The 23,727-nt window shown below is 58.2% G+C and carries 12 protein-coding genes, 2 tRNA genes and 3 rRNA genes; 13 read left to right on the forward strand and 4 right to left on the reverse strand.

What is annotated here, in order from left to right; translation table 11 throughout:
- Window positions 1-11: 11 nt before the first annotated feature.
- Complete coding sequence (locus tag QZH45_RS04255) at window positions 12-362, reverse strand: MerR family transcriptional regulator (protein ID WP_024779071.1); 351 nt, start codon at window positions 360-362, stop codon at window positions 12-14.
- An 80-nt stretch (window positions 363-442) separates the two neighbouring features.
- Between QZH45_RS04255 and QZH45_RS04260 the strand changes: the two genes are divergently transcribed.
- Window positions 443-886, forward strand: a complete 444-nt coding sequence (locus tag QZH45_RS04260; RefSeq protein WP_055136095.1) for a hypothetical protein — start codon at window positions 443-445, stop codon at window positions 884-886.
- A 302-nt stretch (window positions 887-1,188) separates the two neighbouring features.
- On the opposite strand, the gene QZH45_RS04265 is transcribed toward QZH45_RS04260, so the two are convergent.
- The 3 genes from QZH45_RS04265 to QZH45_RS04275 form a co-directional block, all read right to left on the reverse strand.
- On the reverse strand, window positions 1,189-1,770 hold the full coding sequence (locus QZH45_RS04265; RefSeq protein ID WP_024779069.1) for an IMPACT family protein: 582 nt from the start codon (window positions 1,768-1,770) through the stop codon (window positions 1,189-1,191).
- 7 nt (window positions 1,771-1,777) lie between these two features.
- Entirely contained in the window at window positions 1,778-2,428 is a 651-nt protein-coding gene (locus QZH45_RS04270; RefSeq protein ID WP_024779068.1) for a TetR/AcrR family transcriptional regulator, read from the reverse strand.
- A 94-nt stretch (window positions 2,429-2,522) separates the two neighbouring features.
- Window positions 2,523-3,443: a LysR family transcriptional regulator gene (locus QZH45_RS04275; protein WP_024779067.1), complete on the reverse strand. Its 921-nt coding sequence runs from the start codon at window positions 3,441-3,443 to the stop codon at window positions 2,523-2,525.
- A 122-nt stretch (window positions 3,444-3,565) separates the two neighbouring features.
- On the opposite strand from QZH45_RS04275, the gene QZH45_RS04280 reads away from it, so the two are divergent.
- The 12 genes from QZH45_RS04280 (at window position 3,566) to QZH45_RS04335 (ending at window position 23,669) form a co-directional block, all read left to right on the forward strand.
- Window positions 3,566-4,915: an aspartate aminotransferase family protein gene (locus QZH45_RS04280; protein WP_024779066.1), complete on the forward strand. Its 1,350-nt coding sequence runs from the start codon at window positions 3,566-3,568 to the stop codon at window positions 4,913-4,915.
- Between the two features lie 71 nt (window positions 4,916-4,986).
- Window positions 4,987-6,480 carry a CoA-acylating methylmalonate-semialdehyde dehydrogenase gene (locus QZH45_RS04285; RefSeq protein WP_024779065.1) on the forward strand — a complete coding sequence of 498 codons (1,494 nt, stop codon included), beginning with the start codon at window positions 4,987-4,989 and terminating at the stop codon, window positions 6,478-6,480.
- 634 nt (window positions 6,481-7,114) lie between these two features.
- Window positions 7,115-8,651 (forward strand): 16S ribosomal RNA (locus QZH45_RS04290).
- A gap of 65 nt (window positions 8,652-8,716) precedes the next feature.
- Window positions 8,717-8,793 (forward strand) — tRNA-Ile (locus QZH45_RS04295).
- A gap of 26 nt (window positions 8,794-8,819) precedes the next feature.
- Window positions 8,820-8,895: transfer RNA gene (locus QZH45_RS04300), tRNA-Ala, on the forward strand.
- A gap of 252 nt (window positions 8,896-9,147) precedes the next feature.
- Window positions 9,148-12,039, forward strand: a 23S ribosomal RNA gene (locus QZH45_RS04305).
- Window positions 12,040-12,209: 170 nt separating this feature from the next.
- Window positions 12,210-12,325 (forward strand): 5S ribosomal RNA (gene rrf, locus QZH45_RS04310).
- The 16S, 23S and 5S rRNA genes sit together here with 2 tRNA genes alongside, the layout of an rRNA operon.
- Window positions 12,326-12,480: 155 nt before the next feature.
- A complete protein-coding gene (gene recC / locus QZH45_RS04315) occupies window positions 12,481-15,933 on the forward strand; it encodes an exodeoxyribonuclease V subunit gamma (RefSeq protein ID WP_024781073.1) in 3,453 nt (1,150 codons plus the stop codon).
- On the forward strand, window positions 15,930-19,619 hold the full coding sequence (gene recB, locus QZH45_RS04320) for an exodeoxyribonuclease V subunit beta (protein ID WP_024781074.1): 3,690 nt from the start codon (window positions 15,930-15,932) through the stop codon (window positions 19,617-19,619). The genes recC and recB overlap by 4 nt, the downstream gene beginning before the upstream one ends.
- On the forward strand, window positions 19,616-21,712 hold the full coding sequence (gene recD, locus QZH45_RS04325; RefSeq protein ID WP_024781075.1) for an exodeoxyribonuclease V subunit alpha: 2,097 nt from the start codon (window positions 19,616-19,618) through the stop codon (window positions 21,710-21,712). Before recB ends, recD begins: the two co-directional genes overlap by 4 nt.
- 134 nt (window positions 21,713-21,846) lie before the next feature.
- Window positions 21,847-22,422 carry a YfiR family protein gene (locus QZH45_RS04330; RefSeq protein ID WP_024781076.1) on the forward strand — a complete coding sequence of 192 codons (576 nt, stop codon included), beginning with the start codon at window positions 21,847-21,849 and terminating at the stop codon, window positions 22,420-22,422.
- Window positions 22,419-23,669 (forward strand): diguanylate cyclase domain-containing protein, encoded by a 1,251-nt coding sequence (locus QZH45_RS04335; RefSeq protein WP_033035174.1) that lies wholly within the window; start codon window positions 22,419-22,421, stop codon window positions 23,667-23,669. The genes QZH45_RS04330 and QZH45_RS04335 overlap by 4 nt, the downstream gene beginning before the upstream one ends.
- Window positions 23,670-23,727: the final 58 nt, after the last annotated feature.

A 23,727-nucleotide genomic window follows, 5' to 3' on the forward strand; every position in this document is an offset into this window, starting at 1 on the left:
TGAAAGAAGGGTCACGGATTTAATGGACAGCGTTGCCCGAGCCGTTGTTTCAGCTCATGACGCAACCCGTCGAGTTCGGTCATGCGGGTTTCGATCAGATTCAGTTTGTTCTGCAGCAGTTCAGCCACGGCGCGATCCGGATCAGGTGCCTGCCGCACGGAGACGACGCTGCTGCCGATCTCGCCGAGGGTAAAGCCCAGGCGTTGGGCTGTCTTGATATAGAGCACCAGTTGCACCATGTCTTCGGGATAGTCTCGATACCCATTGGCGCTGCGTCCCGCCGCAATCAGCCCGAGCTGCTCGTAGAAGCGCAGCGTGTCGCGGCTGACGGCACAGGCCCGGGCCAGTTCACCGATTCGCATGGCAATCTCCAGGAGGCTTGACCTTGGAGCATACCCCAGGCTTTAGTCTTTTCGCTCCTTGATTATCTGGAGCAATGTCTATGTGGACTTCACCGCAATATCGTCGCGTGGTGCTCGGTAGCGCCTGGTACGACCTGATCGTAACCGCAGCATTTGCCACGCCATGGAGTTTCGCCGCCCTGCACGGCTGGTTGCTGGGCGTGACCCAGATGCTCGACCTGCCTGGCGAGCTGCCAGCGTTTGCGCCTATGCACCTGTTGATGGCCAATCTTTTGGGTTCGATCGTTTGCGTATGGTCGGTGCTGCGAATTCGGGATCCGCGACCCCTATACGGACGGTATGACGCGGCGGGGCGGTTCCTGTTTGCGTCCTGGATGTTCTACGCGCTGCTGCACGGCGCCAGCGCGCTGGTGTGGATATTTCTGTTTCTCGAGCTGGTGTGGGGTGTTGTCCAACTATTACCTGTGCGTGGCGAGAACACGGGTTCAAGCTGGAGGCGTGATCACTCATTAACGAATGGTTAAAAAATGAACAAGCGCCTGGGAGCCATGCTCTTCTTGGGGTGGCGTGAGCCATGAACGGGTTATCCACAGCTTGCTCCACAGTTATTGTGTGCAAGCCGGAAACTCGGGCATAAGCACTGGGCAGCTTTCTTCCAAAGGTGATAACCCATTGCAAGCGTCTGTTTTGCTGGCTTATTTAGCGTCGAGGCGCAGGTCTGGTTGAAAAATGACCAACTCCAGCAAACCCGCATGACAGAAGGGTTACAGGCGGATGTGCTCAGGTTATCCACAGTCGGATGCACAGCAGGTGTGGGCAAGTGAGCTTAACGCTCCAGCAGAATCCGTCCACGACTCAAATCGGCCAGCTGTTTTTGCAGCATATCGATCTGGCCTTCCCCCACCGCCAGCTGCAATTCCACACCGTTAGCGGTAAACCCTTCCGTGTTGATCAGGCCACCGCACTCGGCAACCCTCAGTTTCACCAGGGCCAGCTCCGCGAACCCGCAAGCGCAGCGCAGGGGCACACGGCTGATCAGTTCAAGCTTTTCGGCATTTTGCAGGCACTTGTTCGCGCCACCACCATAAGCCCGGGCCAGTCCGCCGGTACCCAACTGAATCCCGCCATACCATCGGATCACCAGCACTACGACCTGGTCACAGGCCTGGGCTTCGATAGCCGCCAGGATCGGGCGTCCGGCGGTCCCCCCCGGTTCACCATCGTCGTTGCTGCGGTATTGGTCGCCCAGCTTCCAGGCCCAGCAATTGTGCGTAGCGTTCAGGTCGCTGTGTTGTTCGATAAAGGCCTGGGCATCGGCGGGGCTGGTAATGGGGGATGCGAAGGTGATGAAGCGGCTTTTGCGAATTTCTTCGCGGTATTCGCAAAAGCCAGCGAGAGTAAAGGGCATGAGTGTCTTAGAGGGTGGGTGTCAGGCCGCAGCCTTTGAGAATGATGCGGATCAGGTTGTCGCCGGCATCGATCATGTCTTGCTTGCTCAGCTTGCTGCGGCCGGTCACGCGGCAGATCTGGGTGGCGAAGTCGGCGTAGTGCTGGGTGCTGCCCCATAACAGGAAGATCAAATGCACCGGGTCGATCGGGTCCATCTTGCCGGCATCGATCCACGCCTGGAACACCGCTGCGCGGCCCTTGAACCAGGCGCGGTAGTCCTGGTTGAAGTATTCGGTCAGGCACTCGCCGCCGCTGATCACTTCCATGGCAAAGATCCGCGATGCCTGGGGGTGGCGGCGGGAAAACTCCATCTTGGCACGAATGTAGCGGGTCAAGGCCTCGGCCGGGTCATCCTCGGCGGTGAGGGTATTGAAGGTGCTGTCCCACAACTCGATGATATTGCTCAGCACCGCCACGTACAGCCCGAGCTTGTTGGTGAAGTAGTAGTGCAGGTTAGCCTTGGGCAATCCGGCGTTCAGCGCGATGGTATTCATGCTGGTGCCTTTGAATCCGTGACGGGCGAATTCATCTTCAGCAGCCTTGAGGATGGTCTCTTCGTTCTTCTGACGAATGCGGCCGGTGGGCTTGCCACCGTGGGCTGGGACTTCAAAGGTCATGGACATTTCCGGGCTGGGTCTGTGGGCAAGCAAATGCGTTGATAGCGCACCGTAACCGATCCGACAAGTACTGCTGCCACAAAAGACGAACGCACTAGCGGGTTGCCGCCAGGCTCTCGAGAAAACTCTCCAGCACCAGATGAGGGCGGCGCCCCTTGCGCGTCACCGAGGCCAGGCTCAGGTCATAGAACCGCGTCGTGGGTTTCAGGGCGCGTAACCGGCCTTGCTGGACCCAGAGGTTGGCGTAGTGATCCGGCAGGTAGCCGATGTAGCGACCGGTGAGAATCAGGAACGCCATGCCTTCGCGATCCGATGCACTGGCGGTGCAGTTGAGTGCTTGGTAATGCGCCTGGATGTCGACCGGCAGGCGAAAGGTGGGGGCGATGGCGTCCTGGTTGTTGAGGCGGGTTTCGTCGAGCTGCAAGTCGTCCACATAAAACAGTGGATGGCCGACCGCGCAATACAGCAATGAGCGTTCGCTGTAGAGCGGTTGGTACTCCAGCCCGGAAAGAGCGCTGGCTTGAGGGACCACGCCGACATGCAGTCGCCCGTCGAGAACACCTTGCTCGACTTCGTTGGGGGCGATCATGCGAATCTGGATTTGCACGTCGGGCCCACGCTCCTTCAGTTGAGCCAGGGCATGGGTGATGCGCATGTGGGGGAGGGTGACGAGGTTGTCGGTCAGGCCGATGTTCAGTTCACCGCGCAGGTGTTGATGCAGGCCATTGACCTCGGTACGGAAGCTTTCCAGGGCACTTAACAGTTGCAGGGCCGACTGATAGACCTCGCGACCCTCCTCTGTCAGTGAGAATCCCGCGCGCCCGCGTTGACACAGCCGCAGGCCCAGGCGCTGCTCAAGATCGCTCATCTGCTGGCTGATGGCCGAGCGGCCGATACCCAACACCGTTTCCGCCGCGGAGAATCCCCCACATTCCACTACGCTACGGAAGATGCGCAGCAGACGAATATCAAAATCGCTGACCTGGGCCAGCGGATCGGGGCGGCGGACGCTCATAGTTTAGTAATCCACTGACTGAAGGTTAGAAAAGTTGGATTTCACCGACTTTATCGCCGTGGCAAGTTAGCTGCAACCAGGGGGTTGCCCCGATACCGTTCATATTTTGCGAGGTTTTGTCGATGAACATGCCCGAACATGCGGCCAGTTCCCTGGCCAGTCAGCTCAAGCTTGATGCTCACTGGATGCCTTACACCGCTAACCGCAACTTCCAGCGCGACCCGCGTCTGATCATCGGCGCCGAAGGCAGTTGGCTGATTGATGAACATGGGCGCAAGGTGTATGACTCATTGTCGGGTCTGTGGACCTGCGGTGCCGGGCACACCCGCAAGGAAATCCAGGACGCGGTCGCCAAGCAGCTGGGCACCCTCGATTACTCTCCGGGGTTCCAATACGGTCATCCGCTGTCGTTCCAACTCGCGGAAAGAATCACCAGCCTGACGCCAGGCAATCTCAATCATGTGTTCTTCACCGACTCCGGTTCCGAGTGCGCCGATACGGCGGTAAAGATGGTTCGCGCCTACTGGCGTCTCAAGGGCCAGGCCACCAAGACCAAAATGATCGGGCGTGCCCGTGGCTACCACGGCGTGAACATCGCAGGTACCAGCCTGGGCGGCGTAAGCGGTAACCGCAAACTGTTTGGCCAGGCAATGGCGGACGTCGATCACCTGCCCCATACCTTGTTGGCGAGCAATGCCTATTCCCGTGGCATGCCGAAAGAGGGAGGCATTGCCCTGGCCGACGAACTGCTGAAGCTGATCGAGTTGCACGACGCCTCCAACATTGCGGCCGTCTTCGTCGAGCCCATGGCCGGGTCCGCCGGTGTGCTGGTTCCGCCTGAGGGCTACCTCAAGCGCCTGCGGCAGATTTGCGACCAGCACAATATCCTGCTGGTATTCGACGAAGTGATTACCGGTTTCGGCCGCACGGGTTCGATGTTCGGTGCTGACAGTTTCGGCGTGACGCCTGACCTGATGTGCATCGCCAAGCAAGTCACCAACGGTGCGATTCCGATGGGGGCGGTCATTGCCAGCAGCGAGATCTACCAGACTTTCATGAACCAGCCGACGCCTGAGTACGCGGTGGAATTTCCTCACGGCTATACCTATTCGGCGCACCCGGTGGCGTGCGCGGCGGGGCTGGCGGCGCTGGATCTGCTGCAGAAGGAAAACCTGGTGCAGAGCGTGGCCGAAGTCGCGCCACATTTCGAGAAGGTTTTGCATGGAATTAAAGGCGCGAAGAACGTGATCGACATCCGCAACTTTGGCCTGGCCGGCGCGATCCAGATCGCTCCACGAGACGGCGATGCGATTGTGCGTCCGTTCGAGGCCGGCATGGCGTTGTGGAAGGCCGGATTCTACGTGCGCTTCGGTGGCGACACGCTGCAGTTCGGGCCAACGTTCAACAGCAAGCCACAGGATCTGGATCGTCTGTTCGACGCGGTCGGTGAAGTGTTGAACAAGCTCGACTGACTGCCTCTCTATCACCTTCAACGACAGGCGTCCGGCCGCGGGCGCCTGTGGATAAAAATTCTGGAGTCCCCATGAGTCTCATCCCGCATCTGATCAATGGCGAACTGATAAGCGACAACACGCGTACAGCGGACGTCTTCAATCCATCCACTGGCCAGGCCATCCACAAGGTGTCGCTGGCCGATCGCGCTACCGTGCAACAGGCCATCGATGCCGCTACCGCAGCGTTCCCGGCCTGGCGCAAGACACCAGCGGCCAAGCGTGCCCAGGTGATGTTTCGCTTCAAACAGTTGCTGGAACAGAACGAGTCGCGTATCGCGCAAATGATCAGTGAGGAGCACGGCAAGACCCTGGAAGATGCTGCCGGTGAGCTTAAGCGAGGTATCGAGAACGTCGAATTCGCCTGTGCGGCTCCGGAAGTTCTGAAGGGTGAATACAGCCGCAACGTAGGGCCGAACATCGATGCCTGGTCGGATTTCCAGCCGTTGGGCGTCGTGGCGGGTATTACCCCGTTCAACTTCCCGGCGATGGTTCCACTGTGGATGTATCCGCTGGCGATCGTTTGCGGCAACTGCTTCATTCTCAAGCCATCCGAGCGTGACCCGAGCTCGACACTGCTGATTGCACAATTGCTGCTGGAAGCCGGATTGCCCGAGGGCGTGTTGAGTGTCGTGCATGGTGACAAGGTTGCCGTGGATGCGCTGATCGAGGCGCCGGAAGTGAAGGCGCTGAGTTTTGTCGGCTCGACACCGATTGCCGAATACATCTACGCCGAGGGGACCCGTCGCGGTAAACGCGTCCAGGCATTGGGCGGGGCGAAGAACCATGCGGTGCTGATGCCGGATGCCGATCTGGACAACGCAGTCAACGCGTTGATGGGGGCGGCCTATGGTTCATGCGGCGAACGTTGCATGGCGATTTCGGTGGCTGTCTGTGTGGGCGATCAGGTAGCGGATGCGCTGGTAGCCAAGCTGGTGCCGCAGATCCAGGCGTTGAAAATCGGTGCCGGTACTTCTTGCGGTCTGGACATGGGGCCGTTAGTGACCGGTCAGCATCGCGACAAGGTCAGCGGCTATATAGAAGACGGTGTTTCGGCGGGTGCTTCGCTGGTAGTCGATGGCCGTGGCTTGAGCGTGGCGGGTCACGAAGACGGTTTCTTCCTGGGGGGTTGCCTGTTCGATCGTGTGACGCCGCAGATGCGCATCTATAAAGAAGAGATCTTTGGCCCAGTACTGTGCATTGTCCGGGTCAACAGCCTGGAGGAGGCCATGCAACTGATCAACGATCACGAGTATGGCAACGGCACCTGCATCTTCACCCGCGATGGCGAAGCGGCGCGCTTGTTCTGCGACGAGATTGAAGTGGGCATGGTGGGCGTCAACGTACCGCTGCCTGTACCTGTGGCTTATCACAGCTTTGGCGGTTGGAAGCGTTCGTTGTTTGGCGACCTGCACGCCTACGGCCCGGATGGCGTGCGCTTCTATACCCGTCGCAAGGCCATTACCCAGCGCTGGCCACAACGCGCCAGTCATGAAGCTTCGCAGTTCGCGTTTCCCAGTTTGTAATGGATAAACAAAGAGGCCGGCGCTTAAGCGTCGGCCTCTTTGTTTATGGAGGTTTTTGACCGATATGACAGAAACATGAAAATAGGTGTTGACGGCAGATTCTGAGTCTCTATAATTCGCCCCACTTCCGGCGCAGTCGAAACGGAAAACTCCTTGAGTTTCAATGAGTTAGACGATTTAAGATGGCGCAGGGCTTCAGTTCATCGAAGTCGCGGAAGGAGTTGGCAGGGCAGGTTGTCTGGCTCAGTTAACGGTTCGATCTTCTCGGTCGAAAGCGGTGAAAAAGAGGTGTTGACAGCAGCGACTAACGCTGTAGAATTCGCCTCCCGCTAACGAGAGATCGAAAGCGCAAGTGGTTGAAGTTGTTGAGGTTTTGAAAAGCAAAACTTTGAAAACTTCAAAAATAATCGCTTGACAGATACACGGGGCGCTGTAGAATGCGCGCCTCGGTTGAGACGAAAGGCTCAACCCACCGCTCTTTAACAACTGAATCAAGCAATTCGTGTGGGTGCTTGTGGAGTCAGACTGCTAGTCAACAGATTATCAGCATCACAAGTTACTCCGCGAGAAATCAAAGATGTAACCAACGATTGCTGAGCCAAGTTTAGGGTTTTCTCAAAACCCAAAGATGTTTGAACTGAAGAGTTTGATCATGGCTCAGATTGAACGCTGGCGGCAGGCCTAACACATGCAAGTCGAGCGGTAGAGAGGTGCTTGCACCTCTTGAGAGCGGCGGACGGGTGAGTAATGCCTAGGAATCTGCCTGGTAGTGGGGGATAACGCTCGGAAACGGACGCTAATACCGCATACGTCCTACGGGAGAAAGCAGGGGACCTTCGGGCCTTGCGCTATCAGATGAGCCTAGGTCGGATTAGCTAGTTGGTGAGGTAATGGCTCACCAAGGCGACGATCCGTAACTGGTCTGAGAGGATGATCAGTCACACTGGAACTGAGACACGGTCCAGACTCCTACGGGAGGCAGCAGTGGGGAATATTGGACAATGGGCGAAAGCCTGATCCAGCCATGCCGCGTGTGTGAAGAAGGTCTTCGGATTGTAAAGCACTTTAAGTTGGGAGGAAGGGCATTAACCTAATACGTTAGTGTTTTGACGTTACCGACAGAATAAGCACCGGCTAACTCTGTGCCAGCAGCCGCGGTAATACAGAGGGTGCAAGCGTTAATCGGAATTACTGGGCGTAAAGCGCGCGTAGGTGGTTTGTTAAGTTGGATGTGAAAGCCCCGGGCTCAACCTGGGAACTGCATTCAAAACTGACAAGCTAGAGTATGGTAGAGGGTGGTGGAATTTCCTGTGTAGCGGTGAAATGCGTAGATATAGGAAGGAACACCAGTGGCGAAGGCGACCACCTGGACTGATACTGACACTGAGGTGCGAAAGCGTGGGGAGCAAACAGGATTAGATACCCTGGTAGTCCACGCCGTAAACGATGTCAACTAGCCGTTGGGAGCCTTGAGCTCTTAGTGGCGCAGCTAACGCATTAAGTTGACCGCCTGGGGAGTACGGCCGCAAGGTTAAAACTCAAATGAATTGACGGGGGCCCGCACAAGCGGTGGAGCATGTGGTTTAATTCGAAGCAACGCGAAGAACCTTACCAGGCCTTGACATCCAATGAACTTTCCAGAGATGGATTGGTGCCTTCGGGAACATTGAGACAGGTGCTGCATGGCTGTCGTCAGCTCGTGTCGTGAGATGTTGGGTTAAGTCCCGTAACGAGCGCAACCCTTGTCCTTAGTTACCAGCACGTTATGGTGGGCACTCTAAGGAGACTGCCGGTGACAAACCGGAGGAAGGTGGGGATGACGTCAAGTCATCATGGCCCTTACGGCCTGGGCTACACACGTGCTACAATGGTCGGTACAGAGGGTTGCCAAGCCGCGAGGTGGAGCTAATCCCATAAAACCGATCGTAGTCCGGATCGCAGTCTGCAACTCGACTGCGTGAAGTCGGAATCGCTAGTAATCGCGAATCAGAATGTCGCGGTGAATACGTTCCCGGGCCTTGTACACACCGCCCGTCACACCATGGGAGTGGGTTGCACCAGAAGTAGCTAGTCTAACCTTCGGGGGGACGGTTACCACGGTGTGATTCATGACTGGGGTGAAGTCGTAACAAGGTAGCCGTAGGGGAACCTGCGGCTGGATCACCTCCTTAATCGACGACAGCAGCTGCTCCATGAGCTCCCACACGAATTGCTTGATTCATTGAAGAAGACGATTGGGTCTGTAGCTCAGTTGGTTAGAGCGCACCCCTGATAAGGGTGAGGTCGGCAGTTCGAATCTGCCCAGACCCACCAATTACTGGTGCACCCTGTAGCGATACGGGGCCATAGCTCAGCTGGGAGAGCGCCTGCCTTGCACGCAGGAGGTCAGCGGTTCGATCCCGCTTGGCTCCACCATTACCGATTGGTGACCCTCGTTTAAAGCTTAGAAATGAGCATTCCATCGACGCGATGATGAATGTTGATTTCTAGTCTTTTGATTAGATCGTTCTTTAAAAATTTGGGTATGTGATAGAAAGATAGACTGAACGTTACTTTCACTGGTAACGGATCAGGCTAAGGTAAAATTTGTGAGTTGCTCTCATGAGCAAGATCGAATTTTCGGCGAATGTCGTCTTCACAGTATAACCAGATTGCTTGGGGTTATATGGTCAAGTGAAGAAGCGCATACGGTGGATGCCTTGGCAGTCAGAGGCGATGAAAGACGTGGTAGCCTGCGAAAAGCTTCGGGGAGTCGGCAAACAGACTGTGATCCGGAGATGTCTGAATGGGGGAACCCAGCCATCACAAGATGGTTATCTTGCACTGAATACATAGGTGCAAGAGGCGAACCAGGGGAACTGAAACATCTAAGTACCCTGAGGAAAAGAAATCAACCGAGATTCCCTTAGTAGTGGCGAGCGAACGGGGACTAGCCCTTAAGCTTCTTTGATTTTAGCGGAACGCTCTGGAAAGTGCGGCCATAGTGGGTGATAGCCCTGTACGCGAAAGGATCTTAGAAGTGAAATCGAGTAGGACGGAGCACGAGAAACTTTGTCTGAATATGGGGGGACCATCCTCCAAGGCTAAATACTACTGACTGACCGATAGTGAACTAGTACCGTGAGGGAAAGGCGAAAAGAACCCCGGAGAGGGGAGTGAAATAGATCCTGAAACCGTATGCGTACAAGCAGTGGGAGCAGACTTTGTTCTGTGACTGCGTACCTTTTGTATAATGGGTCAGCGACTTATTTTCAGTGGCGAGCTTAACCGAATAGGGGAGGCGTAGCGAAAGCGAGTCTTAATAGGGCGTCTAGTCGCTGGGAATAGACCCGAAACCGGGCGATCTATCCATGGGCAGGTTGAAGGTTAGGTAACACTGACTGGAGGACCGAACCGACTACCGTTGAAAAGTTAGCGGATGACCTGTGGATCGGAGTGAAAGGCTAATCAAGCTCGGAGATAGCTGGTTCTCCTCGAAAGCTATTTAGGTAGCGCCTCATGTATCACTGTAGGGGGTAGAGCACTGTTTCGGCTAGGGGGTCATCCCGACTTACCAAACCGATGCAAACTCCGAATACCTACAAGTGCCGAGCATGGGAGACACACGGCGGGTGCTAACGTCCGTCGTGAAAAGGGAAACAACCCAGACCGTCAGCTAAGGTCCCAAAGTTATGGTTAAGTGGGAAACGATGTGGGAAGGCTTAGACAGCTAGGAGGTTGGCTTAGAAGCAGCCACCCTTTAAAGAAAGCGTAATAGCTCACTAGTCGAGTCGGCCTGCGCGGAAGATGTAACGGGGCTCAAACCATACACCGAAGCTACGGGTATCACGTAAGTGATGCGGTAGAGGAGCGTTCTGTAAGCCTGTGAAGGTGAGTTGAGAAGCTTGCTGGAGGTATCAGAAGTGCGAATGCTGACATGAGTAACGACAATGGGTGTGAAAAACACCCACGCCGAAAGACCAAGGTTTCCTGCGCAACGTTAATCGACGCAGGGTTAGTCGGTCCCTAAGGCGAGGCTGAAAAGCGTAGTCGATGGAAAACAGGTTAATATTCCTGTACTTCTGGTTATTGCGATGGAGGGACGGAGAAGGCTAGGCCAGCTTGGCGTTGGTTGTCCAAGTTTAAGGTGGTAGGCTGAGATCTTAGGTAAATCCGGGATCTTAAGGCCGAGAGCTGATGACGAGTTACCCTTTGGGTGACGAAGTGGTTGATGCCATGCTTCCAAGAAAAGCTTCTAAGCTTCAGATAACCAGGAACCGTACCCCAAACCGACACAGGTGGTTGGGTAGAGAATACCAAGGCGCTTGAGAGAACTCGGGTGAAGGAACTAGGCAAAATGGCACCGTAACTTCGGGAGAAGGTGCGCCGGTGAGGGTGAAGCACTTGCTGCGTAAGCCCACGCCGGTCGAAGATACCAGGCCGCTGCGACTGTTTATTAAAAACACAGCACTCTGCAAACACGAAAGTGGACGTATAGGGTGTGACGCCTGCCCGGTGCCGGAAGGTTAATTGATGGGGTTAGCTAACGCGAAGCTCTTGATCGAAGCCCCGGTAAACGGCGGCCGTAACTATAACGGTCCTAAGGTAGCGAAATTCCTTGTCGGGTAAGTTCCGACCTGCACGAATGGCGTAACGATGGCGGCGCTGTCTCCACCCGAGACTCAGTGAAATTGAAATCGCTGTGAAGATGCAGTGTATCCGCGGCTAGACGGAAAGACCCCGTGAACCTTTACTATAGCTTTGCACTGGACTTTGAATTTGCTTGTGTAGGATAGGTGGGAGGCTTTGAAGCGTGGACGCCAGTCTGCGTGGAGCCATCCTTGAAATACCACCCTGGCAACTTTGAGGTTCTAACTCAGGTCCGTTATCCGGATCGAGGACAGTGTATGGTGGGTAGTTTGACTGGGGCGGTCTCCTCCTAAAGAGTAACGGAGGAGTACGAAGGTGCGCTCAGACCGGTCGGAAATCGGTCGTAGAGTATAAAGGCAAAAGCGCGCTTGACTGCGAGACAGACACGTCGAGCAGGTACGAAAGTAGGTCTTAGTGATCCGGTGGTTCTGTATGGAAGGGCCATCGCTCAACGGATAAAAGGTACTCCGGGGATAACAGGCTGATACCGCCCAAGAGTTCATATCGACGGCGGTGTTTGGCACCTCGATGTCGGCTCATCACATCCTGGGGCTGAAGCCGGTCCCAAGGGTATGGCTGTTCGCCATTTAAAGTGGTACGCGAGCTGGGTTTAGAACGTCGTGAGACAGTTCGGTCCCTATCTGCCGTGGACGTTTGAGATTTGAGAGGGGCTGCTCCTAGTACGAGAGGACCGGAGTGGACGAACCTCTGGTGTTCCGGTTGTCACGCCAGTGGCATTGCCGGGTAGCTATGTTCGGAAAAGATAACCGCTGAAAGCATCTAAGCGGGAAACTTGCCTCAAGATGAGATCTCACTGGAGCCTTGAGCTCCCTGAAGGGCCGTCGAAGACTACGACGTTGATAGGCAGGGTGTGTAAGCGCTGTGAGGCGTTGAGCTAACCTGTACTAATTGCCCGTGAGGCTTGACCATATAACACCCAAGCAATTTGCTTGCTCCGAGCTGAAAAGCACAGGGCACCAGATTGCGGTGTGTGAAGACGAAACGAACCGAAAGTTCGAACTGACTCAGCAGCAACACACAAACTATCGCATACCCATTCGCTGGAACGTTGCCCACGCAACGCGCTGGCTACCGAATTTCTTGACGACCATAGAGCGTTGGAACCACCTGATCCCATCCCGAACTCAGAAGTGAAACGATGCATCGCCGATGGTAGTGTGGGGTTTCCCCATGTGAGAGTAGGTCATCGTCAAGATTAAATTCCGAAACCCCTATCTGCTGATGCAGGTAGGGGTTTTGTTTTGCCCGCAGGAAAGTTCTTACGACAAGCGTGGACCGTTCCCGGCTGCCACAACCCCCCGACAGTGCTAAGGTTCGGCCCTAGCTTTTTGCATTTTCAAGGATGCCTTTATGCCGGACGCGACGTCCCTCAGCCCAGCTTTCATGGTGATTCATGGCAATCGCCTCGATGAGCTGCGCAGCCTGGTTATCAGCTTGATGCGACGTTATCCGCTGGCCCCGCTTGAGAATGAAATTGCGCTCGTACAGAGCAACGGTATTGCCCAATGGCTCAAGCTGGCACTGGCTGAGGATCCGGAGGATGACGATACCGGTGGTTGCGGTATAGCGGCAGCCATTGATGTACAACTGCCAGGCAGTTTCATGTGGCAACTCTATCGAACGGTTCTGGGGCGCGACGAGATTCCGGTCAAGTCGCTGCTGGATAAGGCTCCACTCACCTGGCGACTGATGCGCCTCCTGCCGCAGTTGATCGATCAGCCTCATTTCGAGCCTCTGCGTCGGTTCCTCACCCACGACACTGATCTACGCAAGCGCTACCAGTTATCCGAGCGCCTAGCTGATCTGTTCGACCAATATCAGGTGTACCGGGCCGATTGGCTGGAGGACTGGGCAGATGGCCGGCACCAGACAAGAAATGTCCGAGGCGAAATCAAGGCGCTTGCGCCTGCTAATTGCTGGCAAGCCGAGCTGTGGCGAGCCTTGTTGGTGGATGTGGGGGAAGAAGGCATGGCTCAAAGCCGTGCAGGCGTTCATCAACGGTACATCGAGCGTATCAACAGCCTGGAGACCGCTCCGAAAGGTCTTCCTGCACGGGTGATAGTGTTTGGTATTTCCTCGCTACCGGCCCAGGCCCTGGAGGCGCTGGCCGGTCTGTCGCGGTTCAGCCAGGTTCTACTGTGTGTCCATAACCCTTGTCGTCATCATTGGGCGGATATCGTTGCCGACAAGGACCTGTTGCGCCACCAGTACAAACGTCAGGCACGCAAGACCGGCATGCCCGTTATCCTCGACCCGCAATCCTTGCATCAACATGCTCATCCGTTACTCGCGGCATGGGGCAAGCAGGGGCGCGACTATATCAACCTGCTCGACAGCTACGATGATCCCAATCGCTATCGTTCGGTGTTTCGCGATGGCCGAATCGACCTGTTCAGTGATGGCGATCCCACGACCCTTCTCGGTCAGTTACAGGATGACATTCTTGAGCTGCGCCCCCTGGGTGAAACCCGACAACGCTGGCCTGCCGTCGATACGAAGCAAGACGGGTCGATCCGTTTCCATATCGCCCACAGCGCCCAGCGCGAAGTCGAAATTCTCCATGACCAGTTATTGGCCCATTTCAGCGCGGATCCGACGCTGCGTCCTCGGGACATCATCGTCATGGTTCCGGACATCGACAGTTATGCCCCGCATATCCGTGCCGTGTTCGGCCAGCTTGACAGAACGGATCCCCGCTTCATTCCCTTCACCCTGACCGACCAGGGGCAGCGTGGACGCGATCCTTTGCTGATTGCCGTCGAGCATTTGCTGAAGCTGCCTGATAGCCGTTTTCCCGTCAGTGAAATCCTCGATCTGTTGGATGTCCCGGCCCTGCGTAAGCGATTCGGACTTGTTGAGGCCGACTTGCCGACACTGCACCGTTGGATCGAAGGTGCCGGTATTCGTTGGGGAATGAATGCCGAACATCGCGCCGGGCTCGGGCTGCCCGCCGAGCTTGAACAGAACAGCTGGCGGTTTGGTCTACGGCGCATGCTGTTGGGATACGCCGTTGGCAGTTCGGACGCCTATGAGGGCATTGAGCCCTATGACGAAATCGGTGGCCTTGACGCGGCGTTGATCGGCCCCCTGGCCGCATTACTGGATGCGCTGGACGTCGCCCATCAGTCGCTCACCGAGTCCGCATCTCCACAGGTGTGGGGATCGCGTCTGCGTGACTTGATGCAATTGTTTTTCCAGGCGAGCAGTGAGCATGACGACTATCTGCTGGCCCAGCTCGAAGACCTGCGCGAAACCTGGCTGGAAACCTGCGAGTCGGTGGGGCTGCAGGATGAGTTGCCGCTGACGGTGGTACGCGAGGCCTGGCTGGCAGGGCTGGATCAAGGTCGACTGTCCCAACGCTTTCTCGCTGGCGCGGTCAACTTCTGCACCTTGATGCCGATGCGTGCAATTCCCTTCAATCTGGTGTGCTTGCTGGGAATGAACGACGGCGATTATCCCAGAGCCCAGCCGCCGTTGGACTTCGATCTCATGGGTAGTGACTATCGGCCCGGTGATCGCTCCCGGCGTGAGGATGATCGTTACCTGCTATTGGAGGCGCTGCTGTCGGCTCGGGAAAAACTCTATATCAGTTGGGTAGGGCGTAGTATCCGCGACAACAGCGACCGACCCGCATCGGTGTTGATCGGTCAGTTGCGGGATCATCTGGCCAGTGGCTGGCGACTGGTGGACGAAAGCAAGGACCTTCTCGAGGTGCTGACCCAGGAGCATCCCCTGCAACCGTTCAGTGCCCGTTATTTCCTCCAGGGGAATGAACTGTTCAGCTATGCCAGCGAATGGCGGATGCTTCACGACAACCAGGACCCTGGGAGCGGTGTCCAGGTGCTGGATCCCTATGTTCAGGAAGAGCCTCTGAGCCTCGGGCAATTGCAGGACTTCCTGCGAAACCCCGTCCGCCACTTTTTCAGCCAGCGACTCAAGGTGTTCTTCGAAGCCATCGAAGCTCCATTGGCTGATGACGAGCCCTTCGTGCTCGATGCCCTCCAGCGCTATAGCCTGAGCGACAGCTTGCTGGAAGCCGCCCTGGTGCGCCTGGATCAGCCGGATCTCGCCCTGGCGGCCCATGCCAAGCGACTGCAAAACAGCGGCCTGTTACCCATGGCGGGTTTCGGTGAGTACATGCAACGCGAACTGATCGAGCCCCTGCCGGATCTGCTCCAGCGTTATCAGCAACTTCTGGCGTTATGGCCCAATCCGTTGACCAGCGCAGTGCCTGTCAGTCTCCAATTGCATGATGTCAGTGTCGAAGGATGGCTCGGTGGCCTGCACCAGCGCTCCGACGGCGCAGTCCTTGCCATCACCGCCATACCCAACAGCATCGGCTCCGTCAGGACCCGTAAATGGCACCGCCTGATCCGCCCCTGGGTCAATCATCTCGTAGCGTGTGCGAGCGGCTTGGCGATGACTACTGCGTTGGTGGCCAGTGATGACAGCTTGCTGTTGGCGCCTTTTGAAGAACCTGTGGCGCGAGGACTGCTCAGTGACCTGTTGCAGGCCTGGCAGTCAGGCATGCGCCAACCGCTGCCGGTCGCGGTCAAAACGGCCTTCGCCTGGCTCGGCCAGATGGATCCGGATAAAGCCGAGGCGGCGGCCCGGAAAACCTACGAAGGCGATGGGCTGACCTCTGAAGGCGAACGGCGGGAGAGTCCGGCCCTGGCCCGGCAGTTTGCCGACTTCGATGCCCTGGCGGCGGATGAGACATTTCCTGACTGGTGCAACGCGCTTTATCGGCCGCTGTTCGAGGCCCCATGGCGTTCCGCGATTGGCGAGGGGACGCAATCATGACTCGGCAGACACCTCTGGCCCTGGCTTTTCCCCTGCGAGGGAGCCAATTGATCGAGGCCAGTGCGGGGACTGGCAAGACCTTTACCATTTCAGCGTTATACCTGCGACTGGTGCTGGGCCATGGCGGCTCGGCGACCGGGTTCGGTCGCGAGCTGCTTCCTCCACAGATCCTGGTCGTGACCTTTACGGACGCTGCCACCAAGGAGCTGCGCGAACGTATCCGCACGCGCCTGGCCGAAGCGGCGCGCTTCTTCCGTAATGAGATTCCGGCTCCCGATTCACTGATTGCCCAGTTGCGTGATGAGTTCGACGAAGCGCAATGGCCCGGTTGTGCCAACCGGCTGGACATCGCCGCGCAATGGATGGATGAAGCAGCGGTTTCGACCATCCATAGCTGGTGTCAGCGGATGTTGCGTGAGCACGCGTTCGACAGCGGCAGCCTGTTTACCCAAACCCTGGAAACCGATCACAGCGAATTGCTTGGCGAAGTGTTGCGCGACTACTGGCGGCTGTTCTGCTACTCGATGCAGGGAGAGGCGTTGAACTGGGTGCGTAGCCATTGGGGAGGTCCTGCTTCCCTGTTGCCGCGGGTTAGGGGGCTGTTTTCCAGCGAGCGTGAAAGCAATGAGGGGCTTGAGCCTGCCGAGCTCATCCTGGCATCGCTTCAGGAACGCAGTGCCGCCTTGCTCGACCTCAAGGCTCCATGGCGGCAATGGGCGGTTGAGCTGCTGGAGATCTGCCAGCAAGGCGTCGCCAGCAAGAGCGTCGACGGGCGCAAGATGCAGGCTCGCTACTTCGAGCCGTGGTTTCAGAAAATCTCCGCCTGGGTGGATGACGAGAGCCTCGAGCTCCTGGATATCGGTACCGGATTTACGCGGTTGACCCCCGAAGGCATGGCCGAGGCCTGGAAAGGCGATGTACCCAACCATCCAGGGCTGGAGGCCATGTCCAGCCTCAAGGCGAGTCTGGAGGCCTTGCCTACTCCAGATGCAGCGGTGTTGCAGCATGCGGCCCAATGGGTAGGGGCGCGCTTCGAGGCAGAGAAACGTCGACGCGCGGAGATGGGCTTCGACGACATGCTGCTGAGGCTGGACGCGGCCCTGCTGGCCGAGGGTGGAGAGCGCCTGGCGAACCTGATACGCGAGCAGTTTCCGGTCGCGCTGATTGATGAGTTCCAGGACACAGACCCGGTTCAATACCGGATCTTCGAAAGCATCTACCGCATCGAAGACAACAACCCTGAAACAGGGCTGTTCCTGATCGGTGACCCGAAACAGGCCATCTATGCCTTTCGTGGCGCCGATATCCATACTTACCTGCGTGCCCGTGAAGCTACCGCCGGCAGGCTGCATACCCTGGGAACGAACTTCCGCTCCAGCCACGCCATGGTGGGCGCGGTAAACCATATTTTCCGGAACGCCGAATCCCGTCCGAGCGGGCGCGGGGCATTCCTGTTTCGTGAAGCACCGGACAAGAACCCGGTGCCATTCCTGCCCGTTGATGCCCAGGGCCGCAAGGAGTTTTTGCAGGTCGCGGGCCAGCCCCTTGCAGCGTTGAATATCTGGCACTTGCCGTCGGACAAGCCGCTCTCCGGTGCGGTCTATCGGCAGCAAATGGCGGCCGCCTGCGCCAGTGAGATCACGGCGCTGCTCAACGGCGGCCAGTCGGGGCGCGACGGCTTCATCGAGGATGGAAAGGCGCTGCGTGGGCTGTTGCCCGCAGATATCGCGATCCTGGTGCGAGACGGTAAAGAGGCGCAGGCGGTGCGGGACGAGTTGTCCGTGCGAGGCGTACGCAGTGTCTATCTGTCCGATAAGGATTCGGTGTTTGCCTCGCAGGAAGCGCGCGACTTGCTGATCTGGCTCAGGGCCTGTGCCGAGCCGGATGTCGAGCGACCATTGCGGGCTGCGCTGGCGAGCATCACCCTGAACCTGCCGCTCACGGAGCTGGAGCGACTCAACCAGGATGAGTTGGCCTGGGAAGCGCGGGTCATGCAGTTCCGTGGCTACCGTACGGTCTGGCGCACCCAGGGGGTGCTGCCCATGTTGCGGCGCCTGCTGCATGATTTCGAACTGCCCCAGGCCTTGATGATGCGCAATGATGGTGAGCGGGTGTTGACCAACCTGCTGCACCTCAGCGAACTCCTGCAACAGGCGGCCGGAGAGCTGGATGGTGAACAGGCCCTGATCCGGCATCTGTCGGAGCACCTGGCCTTGTCCGGTCAGGCCGGAGAAGAGCAGATCCTGCGCCTGGAAAGTGATGAGCAGTTGGTCAAGGTGGTGACGATCCACAAGTCCAAGGGACTGGAATATCCGTTGGTATTCCTGCCGTTCATCTGTTCGACGAAGCCGGTGGATGGCAGCCGGTTGCCCTTGCATTACCACGATGAAACCGGCAAGGCGCAAATCAGTCTGAAGCCTTGCGCCGAACTGATCGCCAAGGCTGATGACGAACGTCTGGCCGAGGACCTTCGCCTGCTCTACGTGGCGCTTACCCGCGCACAACATGCCTGTTGGCTGGGGGTTGCCGATCTCAAGCGGGGTAACAACAGCAGCTCGATCCTGCATGTATCTGCGTTGGGGTATCTGTTGGGCGGCGGTATACCTCTGGCCGAATCGACGCAATTGCGGCGCTGGCTGGAAGACCTGCAACAAGGCAGCGCTGCGGTGAGTTGCCAGGAGATGCCTCAGGCCACCGACGAACGTTATCGGCCTCCGCGCAACGAAGCCGTGCTGCTCGACCCCTTGAGGCCGGTACGCAAAGCCAGTGAAAACTGGTGGATCGCCTCCTATAGCGCCTTGCGCATCGGCGAGACCCTGAGTGCTGGCAGCGACACTGCTCCGGAAGATCCCCAGGCCCAGAAACTGTTCGACGATGAGCGACTTGATCCTGATGCGCCCAGGGAAGTGGTCGCTATCGGGGGGGACATTCACCGTTTCCCCCGCGGGCCCAATCCCGGCACTTTCCTTCATGGCCTCCTGGAGTGGGTCGCCGGTGAAGGGTTTACCGTCGCGCCAACGGCCATCGAGGACGCCATTGCCCGGCGCTGCAATCGTCGAGGCTGGCAAGGCTGGATCACGACGCTCAGCGATTGGTTGCGGCACTTGTTGGCAACGCCTATGCGCATCGGCAACGATCAACCGCCGGTGGTGCTTGAGCACCTGAGCCGTTTCCAGGTCGAGATGGAGTTCTGGTTCGCCAGCCATAAGGTCGATGTGCTCAAGCTCGATGAGCTGGTTTGCCGATTCACCCATGGCGGTGTGGCCCGCGTCGCTGCGGAGCCGGTGCTGCTCAACGGCATGTTCAAGGGGTTCATCGACCTGACGTTCGAGCATGAAGGGCGATACTACGTGGCGGATTACAAATCCAATTGGCTGGGGAGCGATGACGCGGCTTACACCCCTCAGGCCATGGAGCAATCGATCCTCGAAAATCGCTACGATCTGCAATATGTGTTGTACCTGTTGGCGTTGCATCGTCAGCTCAAGGCGCGCTTGCCCGACTATGACTACGACCGACATGTCGGCGGTGCGTTGTACCTGTTTCTTCGCGGCACCCGTGCGGCCAGCCAAGGGGTCTATTTCACCAAGCCTGCGCGTGCACTGATCGAACAGCTGGATCGCCTTTTCCAAGGGGCGCCCGAGCCCAAGGCTGAGCCGGCATGGGTACAGGGAGAATTGCTATGAGTCGGACGTTTGTCGATCTGCTGCCCAAATCGTCGGATGACGAAAGCCTGATCGAACTGGCGCCTCTGGACCGTGCGGATGATCTGCTGCTGTTGCTGACGCGTTGGGTCGAGCGCGGTTGGTTGCGCGCCCTGGACAAAGCCTTCGTTGCGTTCCTTCATGAGCTGGCGCCAGACGACGATCCATTGGTGCTACTCGCTGCGGCGCTGGCCAGTCATCAGTTGGGCCATGGACATGTCTGCCTGGACCTGTTCGAAACGCTCAAGGAACCGGATTTCGCCTTATCGCTTCCCCCCGAGGGGGATGCGCAAACCGGCGTGATGCTGTTGCCGTCACAGATACTGCGGGCGCTGGAGGGGGCTCACTGGTGCAAGACCCTGGCCTCCAGCCGGCTGGTGGCCTTGGCTGCGGATGAGCGTGAGGAGGCGCGGCAACGCCCGTTGGTGCTGGCCGATAAACGCCTTTATCTGCGGCGCTATTGGACCTATGAGCGGCGGATCGATGAGTCGTTGCGTCAACGGTTGGCCGAACAGGAGGCTTCCCCCGTCGATTTGAGTGAACGCCTGAACGGGCTGTTCGGGCCGGCCGCGGCCGCAGGTCCGATCGACTGGCAGAAACTGGCCTGTGCCCTGGCGACCCGGGGTGCCTTCAGCATCGTGACCGGCGGTCCGGGTACTGGCAAGACCACCACCGTCGTGCGTTTGCTGGCGCTGCTTCAGGCTCCCGCCGTCGAGGTCGGGAAGCCGCTGCGGATTCGCCTGGCAGCACCTACCGGTAAGGCGGCGGCGCGCCTGACCGAATCCATCAGCCAGCAGGTCCGGACGCTGGATGTGTCCGAGGCCGTGCGCGAGCGGATTCCTTGCGACGTGACCACTGTCCATCGTTTGTTGGGCAGCAGGCCTGGAACCCGACATTTTCGGCATCATGGGGGGAATCGGTTGCCACTGGACGTCCTGGTGATCGATGAGGCGTCCATGATCGATCTGGAGATGATGGCCAATCTCCTGGATGCGTTGCCGCCCCATGCGCGGTTGGTACTGCTCGGGGACAAGGATCAGTTGGCCTCGGTGGAGGCCGGTGCGGTGCTGGCGGATTTGTGCCGGGATGCCGAGGAGGGCTGGTACAACGCCCGAACCCTAGCCTGGCTTGAGTTGGTCAGCGGCGAAGACCTGGCGGCCGGTGATTTGCAGCAAGACCTTGATGATACTCATCCCTTGGCACAGCAAGTCGTCATGCTCCGGCACTCCCGCCGCTTCGGCGAGGGCAGTGGTATCGGCCAGTTGGCTCGATGGGTCAACCAACAGCAGCCCGAAAAGGCTCGCCAGTTGCTGGTGGGCAAGCAACATGCCGACCTGTTTTCCCTGGCGTTGAAGGGCGAGCCTGATGACGCGCTGGAGCACTTGCTGCTCGAAGGCCTGGCAGAGGGTCCCCAGGGTTACCGGCATTACCTGAGCCTGATGCAGCGGCAACGTCCGGCGGCGTCCCGTCCACTGGAAGACACCTGCTGGGTCGATTGGGCCCGGGAGGTCCTCTCAGCGTTCGATGCTTTCCAGCTGCTCTGCGCTGTGCGTAAAGGCCCGTGGGGCGTCGAAGGCTTGAACCAGAGAGTGACAGCTGCGCTGCTCAAGGCCCGTCTTATCGACAGCGATCAGCAGTGGTACGAGGGCCGTCCGGTCTTGATGACCCGCAACGACTATGGTCTGGGATTGATGAATGGCGACATCGGGATTGCCCTGAAACTCCCCGAGCGCGATGGGCCGGATGCCGGCAGGCAGGTCCTGCGCGTGGCATTCCCGCGCAACGACGGGCAGGGCGGTGTGCGCTTCGTCCTGCCCAGTCGCTTGAATGATGTGGAAACCGTGTATGCCATGACCGTGCATAAATCCCAGGGCTCGGAGTTCACCCATACGGCCCTGATTCTCCCGGATGCGCTGAACCCCGTGTTGACCAAGGAGCTGGTATACACAGCCATTACCCGGGCCAAGCAGTGGTTCAGCCTGATCGAGCCACGGCCAGGGATATTCGAGGAGGCGGTTCGACGCAAGGTCAAGCGCCTGAGCGGCCTGATGCTGGATCTGGAGCCGCGTAGCTGAATCAACGGACCTTCCAGGCAATGGATTAGCTGACGTCGATTTTTTGTCGGAAACCACCGTAAGGCGTTATCTCGCTGGCTTTTTGGCACTGTGCTATCGTTCCGACATTTACTGGATCGATCAAGAGAGTTTCCATGGGCGGGGCTGTTCGGCAAGCACTGTGCGCCAAGGACTGGAGGCATTATCTGCTCGCCAGCTTTTTGTGTTTGCTGTCGCCTGTCCTGGTAGCCGAAAATCAGGAGCCCGTGAGTCACGCGCAGGTGCGGGCCGAGGCGGTGACCCAGGTCGTACTGGGTATTCTCAGCTACGCCCGCTGGCCCATAGAGCCTACCCAATTGCAGCTTTGCATTGTCGGGCCGACCCAATACACCGACGATCTGGTCAAAGGCACCACCCAAGCCACTGGCCGCACAGTGATCGTGCAGCGCTTGCTGGCGGATAACCCAGCTATTGCTGATGAATGCAACGCGGTCTATGTCGGCAGACTGACCGCCGATGAGCGCACCCAATTATTCGCTTCCTTGACCGGCAAACCGGTATTGAGCATCAGCGAAGGTGGTGACCAGTGCACCGTGGGCAGCCTGTTCTGTTTGCGGGTGGGCGATGAACAGGTAGCGTTCGAGGTCAACCTCGACTCGGTCGCGCGCAGTGGCGTACGTATCCATCCGAGTGTCTTGCAACTGTCACGTCGCAGGTCTGCGGCGCCATGAGCCTGCCAGTTTCGCGTATCCGTCCCACTCTGGGCTCGGTCATCGGTCGCGGCCATCTGATCGTTGCGCTGGTGGCGGTGACCATGGCCAGTGTCTCCCTGACTTTGCTCGGAGTACTTGCGTTACGGGTTTACGCCGACCATAACCTGCACCTGATTGCACGGTCGATCAACTACACCGTGGAGGCGGCCGTGGTGTTCGATGACTCGGTGGCAGCCACCGAGGCGCTGGCATTGATTGCCAGCACCGAGGAGGTCGCCGATGCCCGGGTATTCAATGAGCATGGCCGTCTGTTGGCGCATTGGCAGCGACCGGAAACCGGTCTGTTGTCGGAGCTGGAGATGCATATCGCCAAGGCCTTCCTGGAGAAACCCATCAGCGTGCCGATTCTTCATCAAGGGCATGCCATTGGCAGTGTCCACTTGGCGGGGCATGGCGGCAGCCTGTTGCGCTTTCTGCTCAGCGGGCTGGCAGGGATCATCGTGTGCACGGCGGTGAGTGCCTGGGTGGCGTTGTATCTGGCCCGGCGCCAACTGCAGGCGATCACCGGCCCCCTGCGTAGCCTGGCGGACGTGGCCCACGCGGCACGCAGCGAGCGAGCCCTGGATCGGCGGGTGCCGCCGGCTGCCATTGCCGAACTGGATAACCTGGGCAACGACTTCAACGCGCTGCTCGCCGAACTCGAATCCTGGCAGACCCACCTGCAGAGCGAGAACGAAACCCTGGCGCATCAGGCCAGCCACGACAGCCTGACCGGATTGCCGAACCGGGCATTTTTCGAAGGCCGGCTGATTCGTGCCTTGCGCAATGCAAGCAAACTCGACGAGCAGGTAGCGGTGTTGTACCTGGACAGTGATCGGTTCAAGGGCATCAATGACAATTTCGGTCACGCTGCCGGCGATGCCGTGCTGACAGCCGTGGCGACCCGGGTCCGTGCCCAGCTTCGTGAGGATGATCTGGTGGCGCGCCTTGGCGGCGACGAGTTCGCGGTGCTGCTTGCGCCGTTGTACCAGATCGAGGATGCCGAGCGGATCGCTGAGAAGATCATCGCCAGTATGGAGGTCCCGATTCAATTGCCCGGTAATGCTTCGGTGCTGACCTCACTGAGTGTCGGCATTGCGGTTTACCCCGATCATGGCGCCACTCCCGGCGCTTTGCTGCATGCCGCCGACGCAGCGATGTACCAGGCCAAGCGCCTTGCCCGAGGCGGTCAACATTCGACGGGGACGGAGCGCCCCGTTGCTTAACTTCAAATCAGGAGCTGACGCGTGCGTTCATACCCTCAATCTGTCCTGCAAATATTCA

Source organism: Pseudomonas corrugata (genome assembly GCF_050920615.1).
GTDB classification, from domain to species: domain Bacteria; phylum Pseudomonadota; class Gammaproteobacteria; order Pseudomonadales; family Pseudomonadaceae; genus Aquipseudomonas; species Aquipseudomonas corrugata.

Excerpts from the sequence above, each read along its gene's own strand:
- recB (WP_024781074.1), top strand. The coding sequence starts at position 15,930 with ATGACTCGGCAGACACCTCTGGCCCTGGCTTTTCCCCTGCGAGGGAGC.
- recC (WP_024781073.1), top strand. The coding sequence starts at position 12,481 with ATGCCGGACGCGACGTCCCTCAGCCCAGCTTTCATGGTGATTCATGGC.
- QZH45_RS04260 (WP_055136095.1), top strand. The coding sequence starts at position 443 with ATGTGGACTTCACCGCAATATCGTCGCGTGGTGCTCGGTAGCGCCTGG.
- QZH45_RS04330 (WP_024781076.1), top strand. The coding sequence starts at position 21,847 with ATGGGCGGGGCTGTTCGGCAAGCACTGTGCGCCAAGGACTGGAGGCAT.
- QZH45_RS04285 (WP_024779065.1), top strand. The coding sequence starts at position 4,987 with ATGAGTCTCATCCCGCATCTGATCAATGGCGAACTGATAAGCGACAAC.
- QZH45_RS04280 (WP_024779066.1), top strand. The coding sequence starts at position 3,566 with ATGAACATGCCCGAACATGCGGCCAGTTCCCTGGCCAGTCAGCTCAAG.
- QZH45_RS04265 (WP_024779069.1), bottom strand. The coding sequence starts at position 1,770 with ATGCCCTTTACTCTCGCTGGCTTTTGCGAATACCGCGAAGAAATTCGC.
- QZH45_RS04255 (WP_024779071.1), bottom strand. The coding sequence starts at position 362 with ATGCGAATCGGTGAACTGGCCCGGGCCTGTGCCGTCAGCCGCGACACG.
- QZH45_RS04335 (WP_033035174.1), top strand. The coding sequence starts at position 22,419 with ATGAGCCTGCCAGTTTCGCGTATCCGTCCCACTCTGGGCTCGGTCATC.
- QZH45_RS04270 (WP_024779068.1), bottom strand. The coding sequence starts at position 2,428 with ATGACCTTTGAAGTCCCAGCCCACGGTGGCAAGCCCACCGGCCGCATT.
- recD (WP_024781075.1), top strand. The coding sequence starts at position 19,616 with ATGAGTCGGACGTTTGTCGATCTGCTGCCCAAATCGTCGGATGACGAA.
- QZH45_RS04275 (WP_024779067.1), bottom strand. The coding sequence starts at position 3,443 with ATGAGCGTCCGCCGCCCCGATCCGCTGGCCCAGGTCAGCGATTTTGAT.